18 protein-coding genes are annotated in these 17,343 nt (G+C 62.1%); 12 read left to right on the plus strand and 6 right to left on the minus strand.

Annotated features, from left to right (window positions below):
- Positions 1–72 precede the first annotated feature (72 nt).
- The 4 genes from QYC26_RS04305 (at position 73) to QYC26_RS04320 (ending at position 2,425) form a co-directional block, all read left to right on the plus strand.
- Positions 73–792 carry an EthD domain-containing protein gene (locus tag QYC26_RS04305; RefSeq protein ID WP_317514162.1) on the plus strand — a complete coding sequence of 240 codons (720 nt, stop codon included), beginning with the start codon at positions 73–75 and terminating at the stop codon, positions 790–792.
- A 47-nt stretch (positions 793–839) separates the two neighbouring features.
- Positions 840–1,346 carry an SRPBCC domain-containing protein gene (locus tag QYC26_RS04310; protein WP_317514163.1) on the plus strand — a complete coding sequence of 169 codons (507 nt, stop codon included), beginning with the start codon at positions 840–842 and terminating at the stop codon, positions 1,344–1,346.
- Complete coding sequence (locus QYC26_RS04315) at positions 1,343–1,816, plus strand: nuclear transport factor 2 family protein (protein WP_317514164.1); 474 nt, start codon at positions 1,343–1,345, stop codon at positions 1,814–1,816. Before QYC26_RS04310 ends, QYC26_RS04315 begins: the two co-directional genes overlap by 4 nt.
- A gap of 63 nt (positions 1,817–1,879) precedes the next feature.
- Entirely contained in the window at positions 1,880–2,425 is a 546-nt protein-coding gene (locus QYC26_RS04320) for a nuclear transport factor 2 family protein (protein WP_317514165.1), read from the plus strand.
- A gap of 34 nt (positions 2,426–2,459) precedes the next feature.
- Here QYC26_RS04320 and QYC26_RS04325 read toward each other — a convergent pair whose 3' ends face one another.
- The 4 genes from QYC26_RS04325 to QYC26_RS04340 all read right to left on the minus strand — a co-directional run bounded on the left by QYC26_RS04325 (position 2,460) and on the right by QYC26_RS04340 (position 8,197).
- Positions 2,460–2,795, minus strand: a complete 336-nt coding sequence (locus tag QYC26_RS04325) for a 2Fe-2S iron-sulfur cluster-binding protein (RefSeq protein ID WP_317514166.1) — start codon at positions 2,793–2,795, stop codon at positions 2,460–2,462.
- Positions 2,795–4,216 (minus strand): cytochrome P450, encoded by a 1,422-nt coding sequence (locus QYC26_RS04330; RefSeq protein WP_317514167.1) that lies wholly within the window; start codon positions 4,214–4,216, stop codon positions 2,795–2,797. The genes QYC26_RS04325 and QYC26_RS04330 overlap by 1 nt, the downstream gene beginning before the upstream one ends.
- A gap of 276 nt (positions 4,217–4,492) precedes the next feature.
- Positions 4,493–6,763: a TonB-dependent receptor gene (locus QYC26_RS04335; protein ID WP_317514168.1), complete on the minus strand. Its 2,271-nt coding sequence runs from the start codon at positions 6,761–6,763 to the stop codon at positions 4,493–4,495.
- A 291-nt stretch (positions 6,764–7,054) separates the two neighbouring features.
- Positions 7,055–8,197 carry an LLM class flavin-dependent oxidoreductase gene (locus QYC26_RS04340; protein WP_317514169.1) on the minus strand — a complete coding sequence of 381 codons (1,143 nt, stop codon included), beginning with the start codon at positions 8,195–8,197 and terminating at the stop codon, positions 7,055–7,057.
- A 138-nt stretch (positions 8,198–8,335) separates the two neighbouring features.
- On the opposite strand from QYC26_RS04340, the gene QYC26_RS04345 reads away from it, so the two are divergent.
- The gene (locus QYC26_RS04345) at positions 8,336–9,103 is read left to right on the plus strand and encodes an SDR family NAD(P)-dependent oxidoreductase (RefSeq protein WP_317514170.1); all 768 of its coding nucleotides are present in this window, start codon (positions 8,336–8,338) and stop codon (positions 9,101–9,103) included.
- 58 nt (positions 9,104–9,161) lie between these two features.
- Here the strand turns inward: QYC26_RS04345 and QYC26_RS04350 are convergent, their stop codons facing one another.
- Both QYC26_RS04350 and QYC26_RS04355 read right to left on the minus strand, forming a co-directional pair.
- Positions 9,162–10,328 carry a sulfotransferase gene (locus tag QYC26_RS04350; RefSeq protein WP_317514171.1) on the minus strand — a complete coding sequence of 389 codons (1,167 nt, stop codon included), beginning with the start codon at positions 10,326–10,328 and terminating at the stop codon, positions 9,162–9,164.
- Between the two features lie 90 nt (positions 10,329–10,418).
- Positions 10,419–11,558, minus strand: a complete 1,140-nt coding sequence (locus tag QYC26_RS04355; RefSeq protein WP_317514172.1) for a LuxR family transcriptional regulator — start codon at positions 11,556–11,558, stop codon at positions 10,419–10,421.
- Between the two features lie 35 nt (positions 11,559–11,593).
- Here QYC26_RS04355 and QYC26_RS04360 point away from each other — a divergent pair, with 35 nt between their 5' ends.
- From QYC26_RS04360 to QYC26_RS04390, 7 genes are all read left to right on the plus strand, one after another.
- Entirely contained in the window at positions 11,594–12,535 is a 942-nt protein-coding gene (locus QYC26_RS04360; RefSeq protein ID WP_317514173.1) for an alpha/beta hydrolase, read from the plus strand.
- Positions 12,536–12,808: 273 nt separating this feature from the next.
- The gene (locus QYC26_RS04365; protein ID WP_317514174.1) at positions 12,809–13,597 is read left to right on the plus strand and encodes a glucose 1-dehydrogenase; all 789 of its coding nucleotides are present in this window, start codon (positions 12,809–12,811) and stop codon (positions 13,595–13,597) included.
- A complete protein-coding gene (locus tag QYC26_RS04370; protein ID WP_317514175.1) occupies positions 13,594–14,349 on the plus strand; it encodes an SDR family NAD(P)-dependent oxidoreductase in 756 nt (251 codons plus the stop codon). Before QYC26_RS04365 ends, QYC26_RS04370 begins: the two co-directional genes overlap by 4 nt.
- 10 nt (positions 14,350–14,359) lie before the next feature.
- Entirely contained in the window at positions 14,360–14,887 is a 528-nt protein-coding gene (locus tag QYC26_RS04375; protein WP_317514176.1) for a nuclear transport factor 2 family protein, read from the plus strand.
- A complete protein-coding gene (locus QYC26_RS04380; RefSeq protein WP_317514177.1) occupies positions 14,884–15,327 on the plus strand; it encodes a nuclear transport factor 2 family protein in 444 nt (147 codons plus the stop codon). Before QYC26_RS04375 ends, QYC26_RS04380 begins: the two co-directional genes overlap by 4 nt.
- Positions 15,324–16,574 carry an NADH:flavin oxidoreductase gene (locus QYC26_RS04385; RefSeq protein WP_317514178.1) on the plus strand — a complete coding sequence of 417 codons (1,251 nt, stop codon included), beginning with the start codon at positions 15,324–15,326 and terminating at the stop codon, positions 16,572–16,574. Before QYC26_RS04380 ends, QYC26_RS04385 begins: the two co-directional genes overlap by 4 nt.
- Positions 16,564–17,343, plus strand: a complete 780-nt coding sequence (locus QYC26_RS04390; RefSeq protein WP_317514179.1) for an SDR family oxidoreductase — start codon at positions 16,564–16,566, stop codon at positions 17,341–17,343. Before QYC26_RS04385 ends, QYC26_RS04390 begins: the two co-directional genes overlap by 11 nt.

Raw genomic sequence — 17,343 nt, forward strand, 5'->3', positions numbered from 1 at the left:
ACCCCAAATTCGTCGTCGCCACGCGCACTCCATAGCCCCTTTCCGCAGCATATCGGGAGCCTGACAAGGACTATGGAAAAGATCATCTATGCCCTGTGGTACGACACCAACGCCGACCGGGCAGAGCTGAACGCACGCGTACGCGGCGAGATTGCCGAACAACTGACCAACCATGCGCTGGCGGTTCGCGTGAATATTCAGGACGAGACCGTTCAGGGTGGCAATTCGCCGCGCCTGACCTCCACCCGCCCGCAGATGGATGCAGTGATCCAGCTCTGGGTCAACGCCTCGCACGACCCGCAGCGCCAGCCGATCGACGCGATCATCGCCTCGGTCGCGCAGCGCCATGCCGCCTGGCTGGTGAGCGAATCGACGATCCTGCCCAATATCGATCACCCCCCCGTTGCCGGCGAACGCACCCCGGGTTTCTCGCAGTTCGTGTTCCTTGGCCGCCCGCCGCGCCTGACGCAGGACGCCTGGCGCCTGGCGTGGCACGGCCTGCACACGCCCGTGGCCGTCGATACCCAGGCCAATTTCGAATATGTCCAGAATTATGTCGTCCGCCCGCTGACCTACGGCGCGCCCGAATATGTCGCGATGGTCGAGGAATGCTTCCCGCTCGATGCGCTGGGCAGCGAGGAAGTCTTCTACGATGCGGTCGGCAATCCCGAAAAGCTCGCAGCCAATCAACAAGCCATGATGGAAAGCTGTGCGCGGTTCATGGATTTTGACCGGGTGGATTGCATCCCGACCAGCCAGTTCGACATCAAGACGCTGGGTGCGCGCGGCTGATTGCCGCGCATAACGCACCGGCACAAACAAGAAAGAGAGGACTGAACATGGCCGATACCGAAGACCCCCGCCTTCGCCTCGACCCCGACTCCATCGTGCGTTCGGAAGTGGTTTCGATCAATGCCCCTGCGTCTGTCGTCTGGGAAATCCTGACCGACCTGCCCCGCTACGGCGAATGGAACCCGTTCTGCGTGGCTGCGGAATCGACGCTTGAGATGGGCGCGCCCGTCAACATGACGCTGAAAAGCTATATCGAGAAGGACGTCACCTTCCCGAACTGCGAATTCGTCTGTGCGTTCGAGCCCGAAAAGCTCTTGTCCTGGGCGCTGCCCCATGACGATGCCTGGCCCTATCCCGCGCGGCGCGACCAGATCATCGAAACCACGGGTCCGGAAAGCTGCACCTATCTGTCGACCGACGCCTTTCTGGGCGACAACGGCATCCATGTGATGCGCTTTGCCGGCCCCTGGGTGAAGATCGCGTTCGACGAAACCGCGCTGGCGCTCAAGGCCCGCGCCGAGGCATTCCATAACGAAAGAAAGAACAAGGCATGACGTTCGACCTTCAGGCTATCGAAGCCATCAAGCGCGTAAAATACGAATATTGCGAAGCGATCGACACGTGCAATGTCGAACTGCTGCGCTCGGTGTTCGCCGAGGACGTTTCGGTCGACTATCAGGGCGGCACCTATCGCTTTCAGGCGCAGGGCCGCGACAATGTCGTGAAGGCGCTTGAACAGGCGTTTCATCCCGAATTCGTGGCATGCCATGCCGTGACGATGCCGATCATCGACGTTCATGGCGACGGTACCGCCGATGGCCGCTGGCGGCTGATCGATTATGCGATGAACCTGCGCGAAAACAATCTCGTGACGGTTGGCGCAGCGGTTTACCGCGACAAATATGTGCTGATCGACGGTGCATGGAAGATCCGCCACGCGGCCTATACCCGCATTTACGAGCGCGTTTACAACGAAACCGATCCGGCACTGACCGCCCATATTCTGGGCACCAAGGCGGCCTGATCGCCATCGGGCCCTGCCCGCCTTTCAACGGCGGGGCCCCATTTTCCTTACGGAGTTTCCCCGATGACGCAGAATTCGATCGACGCGCGGCTGCAGGACCTGCTCGACCGCGAAGAGATCCGCCAGTTGATCACCACTTATTGCAACGCGGCCGACCGTCACGACAATGAGAAGATGCGATCCTGCTATCATGAGGACGCGATCGACGATCACGGCGCGATGTTCTGCGGCCCGGCAATGGCGTTCATCGACCATCTGCCCGAGATCCAGAAGGACATGGAAATCCTTCACCACAACGTCACCACGATCAACCTTGCGATCGAAGGCGACTATGCCGAGGGCGAGGTCTATCTGCTCGCGATGCACCGCGTGCGCACGCCCGAAGGATCGATCGACGTGCTCGTGGGCGGCCGTTATTTCGACAAATATGCCCGCCGCAACGGCGTGTGGAAGTTCACGCACCGCGCGATCGTGGCGGACTGGGCCAATGTCCATTCGCCCGCCTTCACCACGCTGGACCACCCCTTCCTGGCCGGCGCGAAGATCGGCAAGCCGGGGCCCCAGGACCCATCCTATGATTTCTTCCGGCTGTTGACGCGGGTCAGCTGATCGACCGCAAAAGGGGCGCCACCGGCGCCCCTTTTCATATGCCCGGCTGATCGGCGGGAATGAACACGCGCAGCCCATCCAGATCTTCGATGATCGGGATCTGGCAACTCAGCCGACTGGTGGGCCGGACATCGATCGCATCGGTAAGCGCATCCAGCATCTCGGCTTCTTCCGGCCCCGGCGGGCCCACGCGCTCGGCCCAGTCCGGATCGACATAGACATGGCAGGTGGCGCACTGCCGCATGCCGCCGCACAGCGCATCGATCCCATCGACCAGATTGGCGACGGCCAGATGCATCACCGCCAGCCCCTCATAATTGGTGAAGGTCTGTTCACTCCCATCGGGCTGGACATAGGTGACACGCGCCATCAGTCATTGCCTTCCTTTTGATGGGCGGGACATCCGGCTGCAGCTGCCATCGCTGCCATATCGGCCGGTGCCCGTGAGACATCGCCACGCCGCCTGGCATAGCGCACACGGCATGGCTGGGCGGGCCAATAGGTGCCGGCGCCTGCGATCGGGCGCGGCGTATCGATAAGCTCCATATCGTAATGCTGGAGGAGGATGGCGAGCAGCACCTTCATCTCCATCCGCGCGAAATTGACGCCGGCACAGCGATGCACGCCGCCGCCAAAGCCGATAAGGCTGGACGATTCCATCTTGGCGTCGCTGCGTTCGGTATCGAAACGCTGCGGGTCATAGCTGTCGGGATGCGCAAAGACCTCAGCCATGCGGTGGCTGACCGACGGCGCCAGCAACACCCAATCGCCCTTGTGGACGCGGTATCCGTCATGCTCGAAATCGGCGGCAGCCTTGCGGATCATCGTGAACGCCACGGGATGAAGCCGTTCGGTCTCTCGCAGCGTCAGATCCATCTTCTGCATGGCGATCGCCTGTTCCCAGGTCATGCCCTGCCCCGGCGCACCGAGCAGATGATCGACCTCTTCCCTGAGCGTCCGGCGATAATCGGCATTTTGAAGAATATCGATGAGCGCCCAGCTGACCTGCCCAGCAGTGGTTTCATGCCCCGCCCAGACGAGGAGGAGAATGAGGTTGATGATCAGTTCATCGGGGATAGGCGTACCGTCAGGATAGGTCGCGGCCACCATGTCCTGAAAGAAATCGGGCGGATCGAGCGGACGGGCTCGGCGTTCGGCGATCCATTCGCCCAGAATCCGGTGGAGCTTGCGCTTCGCGGCCTGGCTTCGGCGCATCTTTTTCGTCGGTAGCCAGAGCGGGAGGACGAATTCCATACCGCCCGAAAAGTCGCGGAAAAGATCGAAGAACTGATGGCCGAGCTTCTGCTTGAAATCGCTGCCCATAAAGGCGTGCGCCGCGATATCCATGACGACGGGCCCCAGCGTGGGGATAAGATCGAATTCCCCGCTATCTCCCAGTTCCGCGACGAGTCCTTCGGCCTCGTGCGCCATGACGGGCACGTAATTCTTCATCGCAGACGCCTTGAAGCGCGGCATGATAACCGCCCGCTGACGCAGATATTCATCCATTTCCGCAAAGAGGTAGAAGTCGTCCGAGAACATCTTGTGGAAGAACGGCATCGATTCCCGGACAGAGAGAAGCTTGTCGGTTTCCTGAAAGACGAACCGATTATTTTCCGGCCCCAGCATGACGACCATCTTTCGCCCGCCCATGCGGAACGAGTAGATCGGGCCGAGCTTTTCATAGCCACCGCGCAGCAGCGCGACGGGATCGCGAAAGAAGCTAGTGAGGTGCCCCAGCAGGGGTAGGCCGCCATCAAGGACGGGGGGCTCGACTGCGATTGCCGACATGGACGACCTCCTTCAACGAAGGAACGCACATTATTGGCCCGGGCACGCCCGCCACGATACGCACTGGGACAGCATCGTTCGTAGAACGCGCGAGGACGCGAATGCACCGTTGCAAAGCCATGCTAGGCCTGTGCACGCTTGCGGTAAAGATCGCGGGATGATGCGGAGCAGCCGGGCTGGGCGCTGTTCTTTTGTCTGACAGGTCAGGCGGATGGGGGAAATGAATGGACGTGAGGGGCAGGACGCCTTGCGCCCTGCCCCTCACCGGTCAGTGGATCAGCGACGGATCGACAGTGTCACCGAGTAACGGCGTGGGTCGTTCCAATAGCCTTCCATGAAGCCGAAGCTGGCCGAACCGTCGAAGCCGGCGACGAGAACGCGCTTGTTGGTCACGTTATCAGCCGCGAAGCGAACCGAGGTGCCATCCCAGGGCAGATCGAATTCGGCGCTGAGGTTGAGCGTCGCATAATCGGGCGAGCGCAGCGGCGAATTTTCCACGTCGAGATAGGTGAGGCTGCGATAGTTCGCATCCGCACGGAAGGTGGCATCAAGCGCATCGGTGATCGCCGTGGTGTAGACAAGGCTGAGGCTACCGGTGATTTCCGGGGCCTGCTTCAGCTTGCGATCGGTAAGATCGGTCAGCACGCCATTCACATAGGATTCGAACTCGAGATATTTCGCATCGAGCAGGCCGAGCGAACCGCTGACGCGGAATTCGGGCGACACGCGCGCATCGAGTTCGAATTCAAGACCCTGGATCCGCGAACGGCCTGCGTTTTCGTAGGACACGTTGAGGTTGGTCTTGTTCACCAGCAGCTGCTGGTCCTTATATTCGTTGCGGAACGCCGAGACGTTCAGCACGACCGGGCCGAGCGTGCTCTTGAAGCCCACTTCATAGGCGGTCAGATATTCGGGATCGTACGAACCGATTTCCGCCGGCGCAGTCGGGCGACCGTTGAAGCCACCGCTGCGGAAGCCACGCGACCACGACGCATAGCCGAGGATGTTCGGCGCGAACTTGTAGGCAAGCGACGCACGCGGGCTGAACGCCTTCCAGTCTTCGGACAGCGTGTAGGGATCGACAAGATTCATCCCGCTGCCAACGCGGATCGAACGCTGGCTGAAGGTCTTCTTTTCCCAGGTGTAGCGCGCACCGACTTCGGCCGTCAGCGCATCGGTCAGATCATAGGTGAAGTTGCCGAACAGCGCATAGTTCGTCGTCTTCTGGCGATTGTTGAAATCGATGTTGAAATCGAAGAACGCCGCGTTCTGCGGGGTGATGCCGAACATCGCAAGTTGCGCAAGAACATCGGCCGACGCATTTTGCACGCCGTCAACAAAACCATCGGCAACGATCAGACGCGTATCCGCGACCGAGCGTTCACGGAAATAATAGGCGCCGACGAGCAGGTTTCCGCGATCGCCGAAGAGCGGCGTCGCATATTGAAGTTCCTGGCTGAACTGCTTCGACGTCACATCGGTGATGTCGCCCGCATAGTTGATCGTCGACGACGCATCGCCATCGCGGCCAAACGCGGCATCAACCCAGCGATAGGCGCTGATCGACTTCAGCACGCCTTCACCAATGTCGTACGAAAGCGTCAGGCCGACATTCGCGGAATCGGTGTCGTCGCGGTTGAGCGCAGCCGTGCTGTCGGTGCGGTTCTTGCTGTCCGGAACGGTGCAGCACAGGCCGAGCGACGGGCCGAACACAATATTCTGCAGCGTCGCGAAGAAGGCCTGATCGTTGAACGCGATCATCGAGTGCGGCGCCGAGTTCTGACGGCGATGCAGACCATCGACGGTCAGCACGGCATCGAACGGGCCGCCATCGTCATAATGCAGCGTGACGCGGCCAGCGACGACGTTCTTGTTGCCGAGATTCTTGCCCGAAGGGATCTTCTGCCAGCCTTCGCCCCATTCGCCGAGCGCCGAAACGCCGATCGAGAGCGCATCGGTGAGCGGTGCCTCGACATTGGCGCGCGCGCGCAGCGTGTTGTACGAACCGTAGCGCAGATCGGCCTGGAGACGGTTGGTGCCATCGGGCACATGGCTGACGACGTTGATCGCGCCGCCAATGGTGTTCTTGCCGAACAGCGAACCCTGGGGCCCGCGCAGCACTTCGATGCGATCGATGCCGAGCAGTTCGGTCGTCGCGCCGAAGCTGCGGGCGACATAGACGCCGTCGATGTAAAGGCCAACGGCCGGATCGGCGGTGATGATATAGTCGTTTTCGCCGACGCCGCGGATAAAGGCCGAGATCCCGCCGCTATTGCCGCCCTGACCGGGGGTGAAGTTCAGGTTCGGTGCGATCTGCTGAACGTCGGTGATGGCATCAAGGCCACGCGAGTCGAGCGCTGCCTGGCCAACGGCGGTGACGGCGATCGGCACGTCCTGCAGCTTTTCTTCGCGGCGACGTGCGGTAACGACGATTTCGTCGCTGTTGGCCGAAACGCCGGCTGCCTGTTCATCCTGCGCGTGGACGGCAGGTGCAAAGACAAGCGCGCATAGCGCGGACGTAGCAAGATAAAGCGTTCTGGATTTCATCAGTCACCCTCCCTGTGGTGATCGGGCAATTACCGCGATCTTCGACCGTTGGAGCCGCCCTGCCAGCATTCAAAACGCATTTCAACACCGTAACAACACTTAACCACCGATATGCGCTGTATATGCAACAGTGATCTGCGAAATCACACGATCATTACCGAAAACACACATCATTCAGCGACATTTCATTTTGTTTACAAATGCTTAATTATCGATCGCGTGTTCAGCGCCCAAAAAGAAAGGCCCGGCGCCAGCGGCACCGGACCTTTCCCCCCATAAGCGAAGGCTCGCTTATTCCGCGGCGAGTGCGGCCTGAGCCCGGAAGTGCGGGATCACCTTCTCACCGATGTTACGGATGGTTTCCATGATCGCTTCGTGCGGCACGGTGCCCATCTGGAAGAGGAAGAGCACTTCATCGGCGCCTGCTTCCTGCAGACGGGTGCAGTAGCGGATGCAGTCATCGGCATTGCCATAGGCATCCTGCGCGACGGTGTAGTTGCTCGTGTGTTCGTCGCCGACCGGGATGTGCTCCTCGGACAGGAACGCGACGGTGCGTTCCTTCTGGACGCTAAGCGCGGCTTCCTGTTCCTCGGCCGACAGATCGTCGACAACCGGCTTGGGGCCGCCCTGATACCAATAGGCGATCGATTCAGCGAAGAAGCGCTGGCCGCGCAGACCGATGCGGCGGGCCTTTTCGCGGTCGTCGAGCACGCAGGCTGCGCAGAAGGCGGCGAGGTGTTCGTTGGGACGGAAGCCGACCTGATCTTCGTCCTTACGATTCTTGAAATGCTCGCGGTAGATGGCGTTCTTGCGCGCGATTTCCTCGGGGCCCGAGAAACCGAGCACGAGCGCGCCAATGCCGCGATCGCCGGCCAGCTGCAGCGTCGCTTCGCGGGTGCAGGCATAATAGATCGGCGGGTGCGGATCCTGGACCGGGCTGGGATGGATCGGGCGCGACGGGATCTTCACATACTGACCGTCATGCTCGACATGCCCTTCCTTCAGGATCTTCGGGATGAGGTACATCGACTCGTCGATCATGGGCTGCAGTTCATTGAGGTCGTAGCCGAAGGTGCCGGCTTCCTGCTGCGTACCGCCCTTGCCCATGCCGAAATGGACGCGACCGCCCGAAAGAATGTCGAGCGTCGCAATGCGCTCGGCCACCTTCACGGGGTGGTTCATCGCGGGGGGAAGGCAGACGACGCCGTGGCCGATGCCGATCCGCTTGGTGCGGCCGGCGATATAGGCAAGGAAGGTTTCCGGTGCCGACATATGGGCATATTGCGTGAGCGCGGTGTGCTCGACCGCCCAGACATTGTCGAAGCCCATTTCCTCGGCATAGACGACCTGTTCGACGATCTCCTCAAAGCAGCGGCGTTCGGATTCGCGCGACGGATCCGCCATCTGCGCTTCATAGATAATCGAGAACTTCATGCTCTGCCTCTCCAGTTTTTTCGGATTTCGGCGGGGAGTGTAAGCGGCACGCGGCATTGGCTTCCTCCTCCATTTGGACCAATTCGCGATGCGGACGTGATGCTAGAAAATCTGCCGTAAATTAGAGGAGATGGATGAATGGGGCTGTTCAACGGCAAGGTGGCGCTCGTCACGGGCGGGGCATCGGGCATCGGCGCTGCGGCCGCTCTGCGTTATGCAGAAGAAGGCGCGGCAGTGGTGGTCGCCGACCTCAATCTCGAAGGCGCCGAAGCCATTGCCGAGCAAATTCGCGCCAAGGGCGGCCGTGCCCAGGCAGTTGCGGTCGACGTGTCGAAGGACGCCGACAACCAGAAGATGGTCGCGGTCTGCAAGGACAGCTTCGGCGGGCTCGACGCCGCTTTCCTGAATGCCGGCGCCTATGACCATTCGGCGACGTTCGACGAACTGACGATCGAAAAGTTCGATCGGATGATCTCGATCAACCTGAAGGGCACGTTCTACGGGATGAAGGCCGTGCTGCCCGCGCTCAACAAGGGTGGCGCCGCGGTTGTGACGGCATCGGCCGCCGGTCTGCTCGGGCTCACCGTGGCGGCGGGCTACAGCTCTGCCAAGCACGGCGTTGTCGGTCTGGTAAAATCGGCGTCGCGCGCCTTTGCCGAACACGGCGCACGCATCAACGCGATCTGCCCCGGCGCGGTCGCCACCCCGCTGGTGGGCGTGACCGAAGCCGCACCGATGCAGGATGCCGACGCGCTTGTGGCACCCGAATATCGCGGTCAGCTGCTGCCCCAGCATATCGCCGAGGTTGCCCTGTTCCTGACCAGCGCGCGTTCGAGCGGGATCAACGGTCAGGCGCAGCTTGTCGATGCAGGCTATGCTGCGGCCTTCCCGCCGCTGGACGAATAAGAAAGCGATTTGCTCTGAAGTGCCGCGCCCTGGGCCCGGCACTTCGGAGCATGATCAATCAGGCGTCGAGAAAGGCCTTGCGATAACGGGTGAAGAGCCCCTCGATCGCTTCCTGCTCGAGACCGAAATCTTCCAGCGTGTATTTATGGGGTGCGCGATCCTCACGCTTATTGGCCTCGATCCATTCGGACATACCGTCACGCACCGAATCGGTGACGGTGATGCCTGCGGCTTCGAGAACGCGCGTGCCCTGTCCGATCGGATCGGTGAGCAGATCCTTGTAGCGGACATCGACGAAATTCTTGCCGCCGACCTTTTCGCGCACATCCATGAAGCTGTTGAGCAGCTCGGCGAGGCGCCCCACCCAGAAATCGGCGACGCTCTTCCGATCGACGCTGTCCGAGCCCATCTGGTAGAGGCTGTATTCCATGCTGCAATAGCTGGGCACGGTGGCCACCGGATCACGGTGCGTCATGACGATCTTGGCATCGGGGAACACCTCGAGCACGCCGTCGAGCGCCATCAGATGGCCCGGGGTCTTGAGCACCCACTTGGCGCCCTTGCGCGACGGATCCTGCCACTGGAGCGATTGCAGGATCTGCTTCAGATCGCGGTAGCACTGGATGCGATCATTCTGCATCAGCCAGCGCGCATAGCCGGGGACGTAATAGGTGCCCTCGATCATCGTGCTGGAATAAAGCTGGCCGAGGATGATGAGCTCTTCGTCGGGCTGATCGATGCTCATCGGATGGATCGACATCAGATCCGGGATGGTGGCGAGCATATAATCGAGAATGCCCTTGGCGGCGTCGCGGCGGCCTTCGGGATTGCCGCGTTCTTCACCCGGGAAGGGCGAGTAGTTCTGGGTTTCGAACCAGCGCGTGCCGGTCATGCCCGGAGCCGAGGCGAGCAGGCGGTGGAGCATGGTGCTGCCGGTGCGCGGCAGGCCGACGACGACGGCCGCAACCTCGATCTCTTCATCGAGAATCTCGGGGTTTTGCTTGATCAGCTCAACATGGCGCAGGCGGTTTACCAGGCCGTTGACGATCATTCCGGCCGCGCCCTGAACGCCAGCGGGGCTGAGGCGCGATTCGGAATTGAAGATCGGAATGAGCGCATCGATATTCGCGAAAAACCACGTATCGCCGAAATCGCTCAGCCCGGTCTGTTCGATGGCGCGCCTAACAAGCTCTTCCCGATCGGGAACGCGATCAACGGTGGACAACACGGCTCTCCTCTGCATTTGATTAGTTTGAATGCAGAGCTATATCGAAATAGCCACTTCCTCAACAGCAATGATACGCAAAGTGCGCCGTCACACTGCCGGGCCGCTGCCCAGCTCGGGAATGCCCGCATGGAGCAGGTGCACCAGCTGCGACTGACGCCGCGCGCCCGTTTTGGCGAAGATCGAGCGCAGGTGCGAACGCGCGGTATTATGCGCAATGCCGAGCTTGTCCGCCGCATCGACCAGCGAGGCCCCGCCCGCAAGCGCGGCGGCAAGAAGCGCCTCCATCCGGGTCAGCTGGAACAGATCGCGGATCGCCTCGGGATCGGGGCTCGCCCCCTGCCCCGGATCGCTGATGAACAGCGCAAGCGCCGCCCCCTTGCCGCTCCGCAAAAAGGCGGGTGCCGTGATCGGCTTGGCAACCGCGCTCAGATCGCGCCGGCCCGAGGGGCGTTCGATACGGAAACGCTGCAGCGGGAGCGTTTCGGGCGTTTCGGCGCCGCGCAATTCGCGCAGCATCCGATCGACCAGCTGCTGTTCAGCACGGGCGGTGATCCGCAGGCGCCCGGATGCAAGGCCAAGCCCGTCCTGCTCGGCGATAAGGCGTTCGGCCACCGCATTGGCGCGCACCAGCTTGCCGTCATGATCGAGGATGATCGCACCGAGCCCAAGCTGTTCGACGACACCGTGATAGACGCCGTGTTCGGCGCCCGAGGACTGGAGACGCTCGAACAACGAGATCGCGTGCCGCAGATGCGGAACGAGTGCCTGGACCGCCTGTTTGTGCTCGGGTCCGAAATCGGGACGGCTGCGATCCTGGGTCACGCGCAGGCGCGCCTCGAACCCGCTGTCGAAACGCAGATCGACGCCGAGAATCTGCTCCCCGCCGGTCGCCTCAAGGAAATCGCGCCAGATTTCGCTGGGCTCGCCCCGGACGAATTCGGAAAAGGACTGGACCTTGCCCTCTGGCAAGCCCCGGAACGGATCGGTCGCGAAAAAGCTTTCGGCGTAATCCTCGGTGGTTTCGGGCGGCGCATCCGGCGTCACGATCGTGCCGGGCTTGCCCGTGTTCGGCGCCGTCAGAATCAGCGTCGCATAGGTGCCGTCCACCCATGCAACGAGCCCGCGCAGAAAATCCTCCCACGGCGCAGCGCCCAGCAGCCCGCCGTACAACGCCGACAGAACCGCCGAAAAGGCTTCGATGTCGCGCACCCTCTCATGTGTCTTCATGATTGTCCCATCTCACAACCCGAAGGAGTTTGCCAATGCCTGTAGATCCCGCGCTCGTTCCACTGCTCGATGTGCTGAACAGCATGCCGCAGATGCAGCCGCCTTATGATCCCGCCGCGATCCGCGCCGCCGACGAACAGCCAATGCCCATTCCCAAGGCCGATGTGGCCGAGGTGCGCGACGTTACGCTCGCCACCGACAAGGGGCCGGCCGACATGCGCCTTTATCACCCGAAGCCGGGCACCGTGCTTCCCGTGCTCGTCTTCTACCATGGCGGCGGCTGGGTCGGCGGAACGATCGGCACGCATGACGCGCTGTGCCGCGCACTGGCCGATGCCGCCGAGATCGCAGTGATTTCGGTCGCCTATCCGCTGTCGCCCGAGCATCGCTATCCGGTCGCGCTCGACCTCATCCATGCCGCGCTGTCGAGCATCGTGGCCGAGGCGGGATCGCTGGGCATCGATGCCGACCGGCTGGCGGTTGGCGGCGACAGCGCCGGCGGCAACCTTGCAGCGGCGCTGGCGCTGGCCGTGCGTGATCGCGGCGGGCCGACCATCCGCCATCAACTGCTCTATTACCCCGTGATCGACAACGACTTCACGCGCACATCCTATATCGAGAATGCAACCGGCTACATGCTGACCGGGCATATGATGCAGTGGTTCTGGGAACAGTATCTGGGCGATGCGAACGCCAAGGCCGATGCGCTTGCCGCGCCGATCAAGGCCGAGACGCTGGCCGGTCTGCCGCCCGCAACCGTCTTCACCGCCGAACTCGACGTGCTGCGCGACGAGGGCGTCGCCTATGCCGAAGCGCTGCAGGCGGCGGGCGTTCCCGTCGAGCATATTGCGGTGCCCGGCGTGCTCCACGGCTTCGCCAGCATGCTGAGCATGCTGCCGCAGGCCGATCAGGCGGTGGGCAGCGCCGCCCGCGCACTGCGCAAGGCGCTGAACGTCGAGGATACGGTAGCAGCCTGAACAATAACGGGGGCGGATCGCACGGCGCATCCGCCCCGCCTTTTTCGCCCCTTGTCGGCCAAGATATTTTATGGAATGACTGTCGAAATGCGATGTTAACAGCACTGTTTACAACGCAAAATGCAATAAAAACGACATGATTTCGGCGGGAGAGGGTTGCCAGATGCGCAAATGCGACGCGCGATATGCGCCTATGCATGAACGCCGCGTGGCGCGCATCGCGGCATGGCCTCAGGGCCCAAGCCTCCCCCAGAACCGTTGGGGAGACGAATAATGGCAAGACTGGAAAACAAGGTCGCGATCGTGACCGGCGCCGCCCAGGGCATGGGCGCGGCAACCGCCCGCCTGTTCGCCAAGGAAGGCGCCAAGGTTGTCCTGTGCGACATCCTTGAAGAAGCCGGGCAGCAGACCGCAGCCGAAATCGGCGGTGACGCCGTGTTCATGAAACTCGACGTGCGCGACGAAGCAGAGTGGGACAAGGTGGTGACCGATACGGTCGCGCGGTTCGGCAAGCTCGACATCCTCGTCAACAACGCCGCCGTCGTCCATTTTTCGGCGATCGAGGATATGCCCGCAGCCGATGTCGAGCGCGTGCTTTCGATCAACGTGATCGGCACGATGATGGGCGCCAAGCATGCTGCGCGGGTGATGACCCAAGCTGGCAAGGGCGTGATCGTCAATATCTCTTCGGTCGATGGCCTGCGCGGCTGCAACGGCCTGACCGCCTATACCGCCAGCAAATGGGCGGTGCGTGGCCTGTCCAAGTCGCTGGCCTATGAACTTGGCGCGCGTGGCATCCGCGTCTGCACGATCCACCCCGGCGGTGTGAACACGATGATGGGCAACCCCGCCGGCCTGACCGGCGACGCGCTCAACAAGGATTACACCATGGTGCCGCTGCAGCGGATCGGCGAGCCCGAGGAAATCGCCAATGCCACGCTGTTCGTCGCCTCTGACGACGCAAGCTACATCTCCGGCGCCGAAATCGCCGTCGATGGCGGCTGGTCTGCCGGATATTACCAGCCGGTGCTGCCCGGCGCGCCCAAAGGAATGAACGCATGAACAACGAACTCGCCGGCAAAGTCGCCATCGTAACGGGTGCTGGACAGGGCGTCGGCCGCGGCATCGCGACCGCACTTGCCAAGCGCGGTGCAAAGCTCGCGCTTGTCGGCCGCACGCTTTCGAAGGTCGAGGAAGTGGCCGCCGATCTCGGCCCCGACGCCGCCGCATTCCAGTGCGACATCAAGGACGGCGACGCGATCACCGCGACCGCAGCGGCCGTGGCCGAACGCTTCAGTGGCATCGACATCCTCGTCAACAACGCACAGGAAGTGCCGCTCGGTCCGCTGCTGAAGGTGACCGACGATGCGTTCCAGGCTGGTTTCGAATCCGGCCCGCTTGCCACGATGCGCTTCATGAAGGCGTGCTATCCGCACATGGTAGCGCGCGGTGGTGGCACGATCATCAACCTCGCCAGCTCGGCGGCGGTACGCTGGGACATGACCAATTACGGCGCCTATGCGGCGGTAAAGCAGGCGATCCGCTCGCTCACCCGGGCAGCGGCCGCCGAATGGGGCATCGACAATATCCGTGCGCTCACCATCGCACCGCACGCCAAGTCGCCGGGGCTGAAGCACTGGATCGAGACCAACCCGGAAGAGGCCGAGGCCTTTTTCCGTACGATCCCGCTGCGCCGGGTGGGCGAGTGCGAGGAAGATATCGGCAATGCCGTGGCCGCGCTGTGCGGCAGCGACCTTTCCTATCTGACGGGCGCGACGATTCCGCTCGACGGTGGACAGGCCAATTTCGACTGAGGAGGCAGCCATGCCCCATCCCCGGGAAGAAGTGGAGGCCGCGATCAGCGGCCTTCGCGACGCCTTTGCCGAGGCGGAAAAGCGCAACAGCTGGTCGTGGATCGCCGACGAATTCTATCACGAGGATTGCGTGTACGAATGCCCCTATGGCGGGGCGATGCTCGTTCGGGCCGAAGGGCGCGAGGCGATCCGCAAGACCCATTATGGCCGCGACATGGATGTCGGCTCGGGGTGGCAGGGATGGAGTTTTCCGATCCTGCGCTGGGCGATCAACGGGAATCTCATCATCAGCGAATGGGTGAACCGCGGCCCGGGCAAGCGCCCCGACGGCAGCCATTACGAAACCACCGGCGTGTCGATCATAACCTATGGAGGAGACGGAAAATTCTCCTCCCAAATGGATCTATTCGACATCGCGCACCAGATGCACCTGTGTGACGAGCTGGATGCCGCCGGGTTGCTTCATCCGTCGCTGAAACGCGATTGGGTGGAGCCAATGAAGAAGCGGATTATCACCATGCTGCAAGGAGACGCATGATGAACGAAGTCGCATCCGATATCGTTGCTATCCAGCAACTCCTTGCGACCTATGTCTTTGCGATCGATGCCAAGGATTTCGACGCACTCGACCATGTTTTCACCCCCGACGCGCAATTCGACTACAGCGTAACCGGCGGCGAGATCGGCGATTATGCCAAGATCAAGCCCTGGCTGAAAAAGGCGCTGGCGCAATTTCCGGTAACCCAGCATCTGATCGGGATGCCGCTGGTGAAGGTGGAGGGCGACCGCGCCACTGCCCGCACTATGCTGTTCAACCCCATGCAGATGGCAAAGCCCGAAGGGCATATCTTCTTTGTCGGCGCCACCTATGTCGACGAACTGGTCCGCACCGGCAATGGCTGGCGCATCGCCAAGCGCAGCGAGGCCGACGCCTGGACCAAAGACCTGCCCAGCGATCATATCCCGGAGAAAGCATGACCGACCTTTTCAGCCCGGTTCAGATCGGACCGATCACCCTCAGGAACCGCTTCATCCGTTCGGGTGCGAACGAGACGAAGAACAAGGACATGTTCCCGACGCTGGCGCTGCGTGATTTCCACGCGGCCTATGCCCGCGGCGGCGTGGGCATGACCACGCTGGCCTATATCGCCGTATCGAAGGATGGCCGCACACTGCCCAGCCAGGGCACGATGACGCCGGAAAGCGCCAAGCATTACAAGGTGATCACCGACGCCATCCACGCCGAAGGCGCCAAGGCATCGGCCCAGATCACCCATGGCGGCAGCTTTTGCCAGATCGACGATCTGTCGACCTCGCGCTGCATGTCGGCATCGGGCGGCCTCGACAAGATGGGCGTACTGAAAGGCCGTTTCTTCCAGCGCGAGATGACCCGCGCCGACATGGACATGGTGATCGGTGAATTCGCCGAGGCGGCTCGACTGTGCGCCGAAGCCGGCTTCGACGCGGTCGAGTTGCACATGGGCCATGGTTATCTGCTCAACCAGTTCATCTCCCCGCTCTCCAATTTCCGCAAGGATGCCTATGGCGGCTCGGCGGAGAACCGCGTGCGCTTCCCGGCCGAAGTTCTTGCGGCCGTGAAGCAGGCGGTGGGCGACCGGCTGGCGGTGCTGGCCAAGATCAACCTGACCGACGGCGTTCCCAAGGGCGCGACGGTGGACGACGCGATCGTGACCGCGCGCGCGCTGGAAAAGGCTGGCGCCGACATGCTGATCCTTTCCAACGGCCGCAATATCGAGAGCACCTGGGCGATGTTCGGCAGCGCGCTGCCCTATGACGAACTGGCCGCGATGCAGGGCACGCTGATGGCCAAGTTGCAGTTCGCGGTGATCAAGCGCAGTGTGCCAAAGCTGCCGCCGTTCCGCGAAAATTATCTGATGGATCACGCGCTGAAGCTGAAGGCGGCGCTGGCAGGCAGCCCAATGAAACTGTCCTATCTTGGCGGGGTGCAATCCATGGCGTCCGCGCAGCAGGCGATGGATCAGGGTTTCGAGGCGGTCACCATCGCCCGCGCGCTGATCCACGATCCCGAACTCATCAACAAGTGGCAGACGGGCGCGTCCACAACATCGGGCTGCACGGCGTGCAACCGCTGCGTGGCGGTAATGTACGGCCCGTCGGGCACCTATTGCCCGGTCAGCGACAATGCGATCGACCCGGCACTCAACCAGATTTACGCAGGAGAGGAACATCAGCATGCTGCTTAAGGATAAGGTCGTCGTCATCAGCGGCGTCGGCCCCGGCATGGGCCAGGCCATGGCCCGCGTGGCCGCCGCAGAAGGCGCCAAAGTGGCGCTGGGCGCCCGCAACCAGGCGTTCATCGACGAAGTGGCGGATGAAATTCGCGCCGCCGGCGGTCAGGCGATCGCGGTCTCGACCGACATCGCCAGCAAGGATCAGTGCGAAGCGCTGGCCAAGGCCACGGTCGATGCATTCGGCAGGATCGACGGGCTGGTCAACACCGCCTATACCCACGGCGCATGGGTGACGGTGGATGAGGCGGATCCAGAGGATTGGGCCCGCGTGTTCGATATCAACTGCCTCGGCGCGCTGCGCATGTCGCAGGCCGTTCTGCCCGCGATGAAGGATGCCGGCGGCGGCGCGATCATCAATGTTTCCACCATGTCGTCGGTCAATCCGTTCCCGGGTGAAGGCGGCTATGCCACCGGCAAGGGCGGCATGACGACGATGATGAAGCACATGGCTAAGGATTTCGGCCGCTTCAACGTCCGCGTCAACGCAACCCGCATGGGCTGGATCGGCGGCAAGCCGGTTTACGACTTTGTCGATCGCCGCGTGGCGGGTGGCGACAAGCGCGAAGACGTGATCGCCGAGATCACCGACCGCATCCCGCTCGGCGTGATCCCGCCCGAAGCAGAGTGCGCCAAGAGCGTTCTGTTCTTCGTTTCCGATTACTCATCGATGGTCACCGGCGCGACGCTCGACGTCAACGGCGGCCAGTATATGGCTCCCTGA

The organism is Sphingomonas sp. C3-2 (assembly GCF_033025475.1).
Taxonomy (GTDB): domain Bacteria; phylum Pseudomonadota; class Alphaproteobacteria; order Sphingomonadales; family Sphingomonadaceae; genus Sphingobium_A.

Bases quoted from the DNA above. Each gene is read 5' to 3' on its own strand.
- QYC26_RS04305 (WP_317514162.1), top strand. From the start codon at position 73: ATGGAAAAGATCATCTATGCCCTGTGGTACGACACCAACGCCGACCGG.
- QYC26_RS04310 (WP_317514163.1), top strand. From the start codon at position 840: ATGGCCGATACCGAAGACCCCCGCCTTCGCCTCGACCCCGACTCCATC.
- QYC26_RS04315 (WP_317514164.1), top strand. From the start codon at position 1,343: ATGACGTTCGACCTTCAGGCTATCGAAGCCATCAAGCGCGTAAAATAC.
- QYC26_RS04320 (WP_317514165.1), top strand. From the start codon at position 1,880: ATGACGCAGAATTCGATCGACGCGCGGCTGCAGGACCTGCTCGACCGC.
- QYC26_RS04325 (WP_317514166.1), bottom strand. From the start codon at position 2,795: ATGGCGCGTGTCACCTATGTCCAGCCCGATGGGAGTGAACAGACCTTC.
- QYC26_RS04330 (WP_317514167.1), bottom strand. From the start codon at position 4,216: ATGTCGGCAATCGCAGTCGAGCCCCCCGTCCTTGATGGCGGCCTACCC.
- QYC26_RS04335 (WP_317514168.1), bottom strand. From the start codon at position 6,763: ATGAAATCCAGAACGCTTTATCTTGCTACGTCCGCGCTATGCGCGCTT.
- QYC26_RS04340 (WP_317514169.1), bottom strand. From the start codon at position 8,197: ATGAAGTTCTCGATTATCTATGAAGCGCAGATGGCGGATCCGTCGCGC.
- QYC26_RS04345 (WP_317514170.1), top strand. From the start codon at position 8,336: ATGGGGCTGTTCAACGGCAAGGTGGCGCTCGTCACGGGCGGGGCATCG.
- QYC26_RS04355 (WP_317514172.1), bottom strand. From the start codon at position 11,558: ATGAAGACACATGAGAGGGTGCGCGACATCGAAGCCTTTTCGGCGGTT.
- QYC26_RS04360 (WP_317514173.1), top strand. From the start codon at position 11,594: ATGCCTGTAGATCCCGCGCTCGTTCCACTGCTCGATGTGCTGAACAGC.
- QYC26_RS04365 (WP_317514174.1), top strand. From the start codon at position 12,809: ATGGCAAGACTGGAAAACAAGGTCGCGATCGTGACCGGCGCCGCCCAG.
- QYC26_RS04370 (WP_317514175.1), top strand. From the start codon at position 13,594: ATGAACAACGAACTCGCCGGCAAAGTCGCCATCGTAACGGGTGCTGGA.
- QYC26_RS04375 (WP_317514176.1), top strand. From the start codon at position 14,360: ATGCCCCATCCCCGGGAAGAAGTGGAGGCCGCGATCAGCGGCCTTCGC.
- QYC26_RS04380 (WP_317514177.1), top strand. From the start codon at position 14,884: ATGATGAACGAAGTCGCATCCGATATCGTTGCTATCCAGCAACTCCTT.
- QYC26_RS04385 (WP_317514178.1), top strand. From the start codon at position 15,324: ATGACCGACCTTTTCAGCCCGGTTCAGATCGGACCGATCACCCTCAGG.
- QYC26_RS04390 (WP_317514179.1), top strand. From the start codon at position 16,564: ATGCTGCTTAAGGATAAGGTCGTCGTCATCAGCGGCGTCGGCCCCGGC.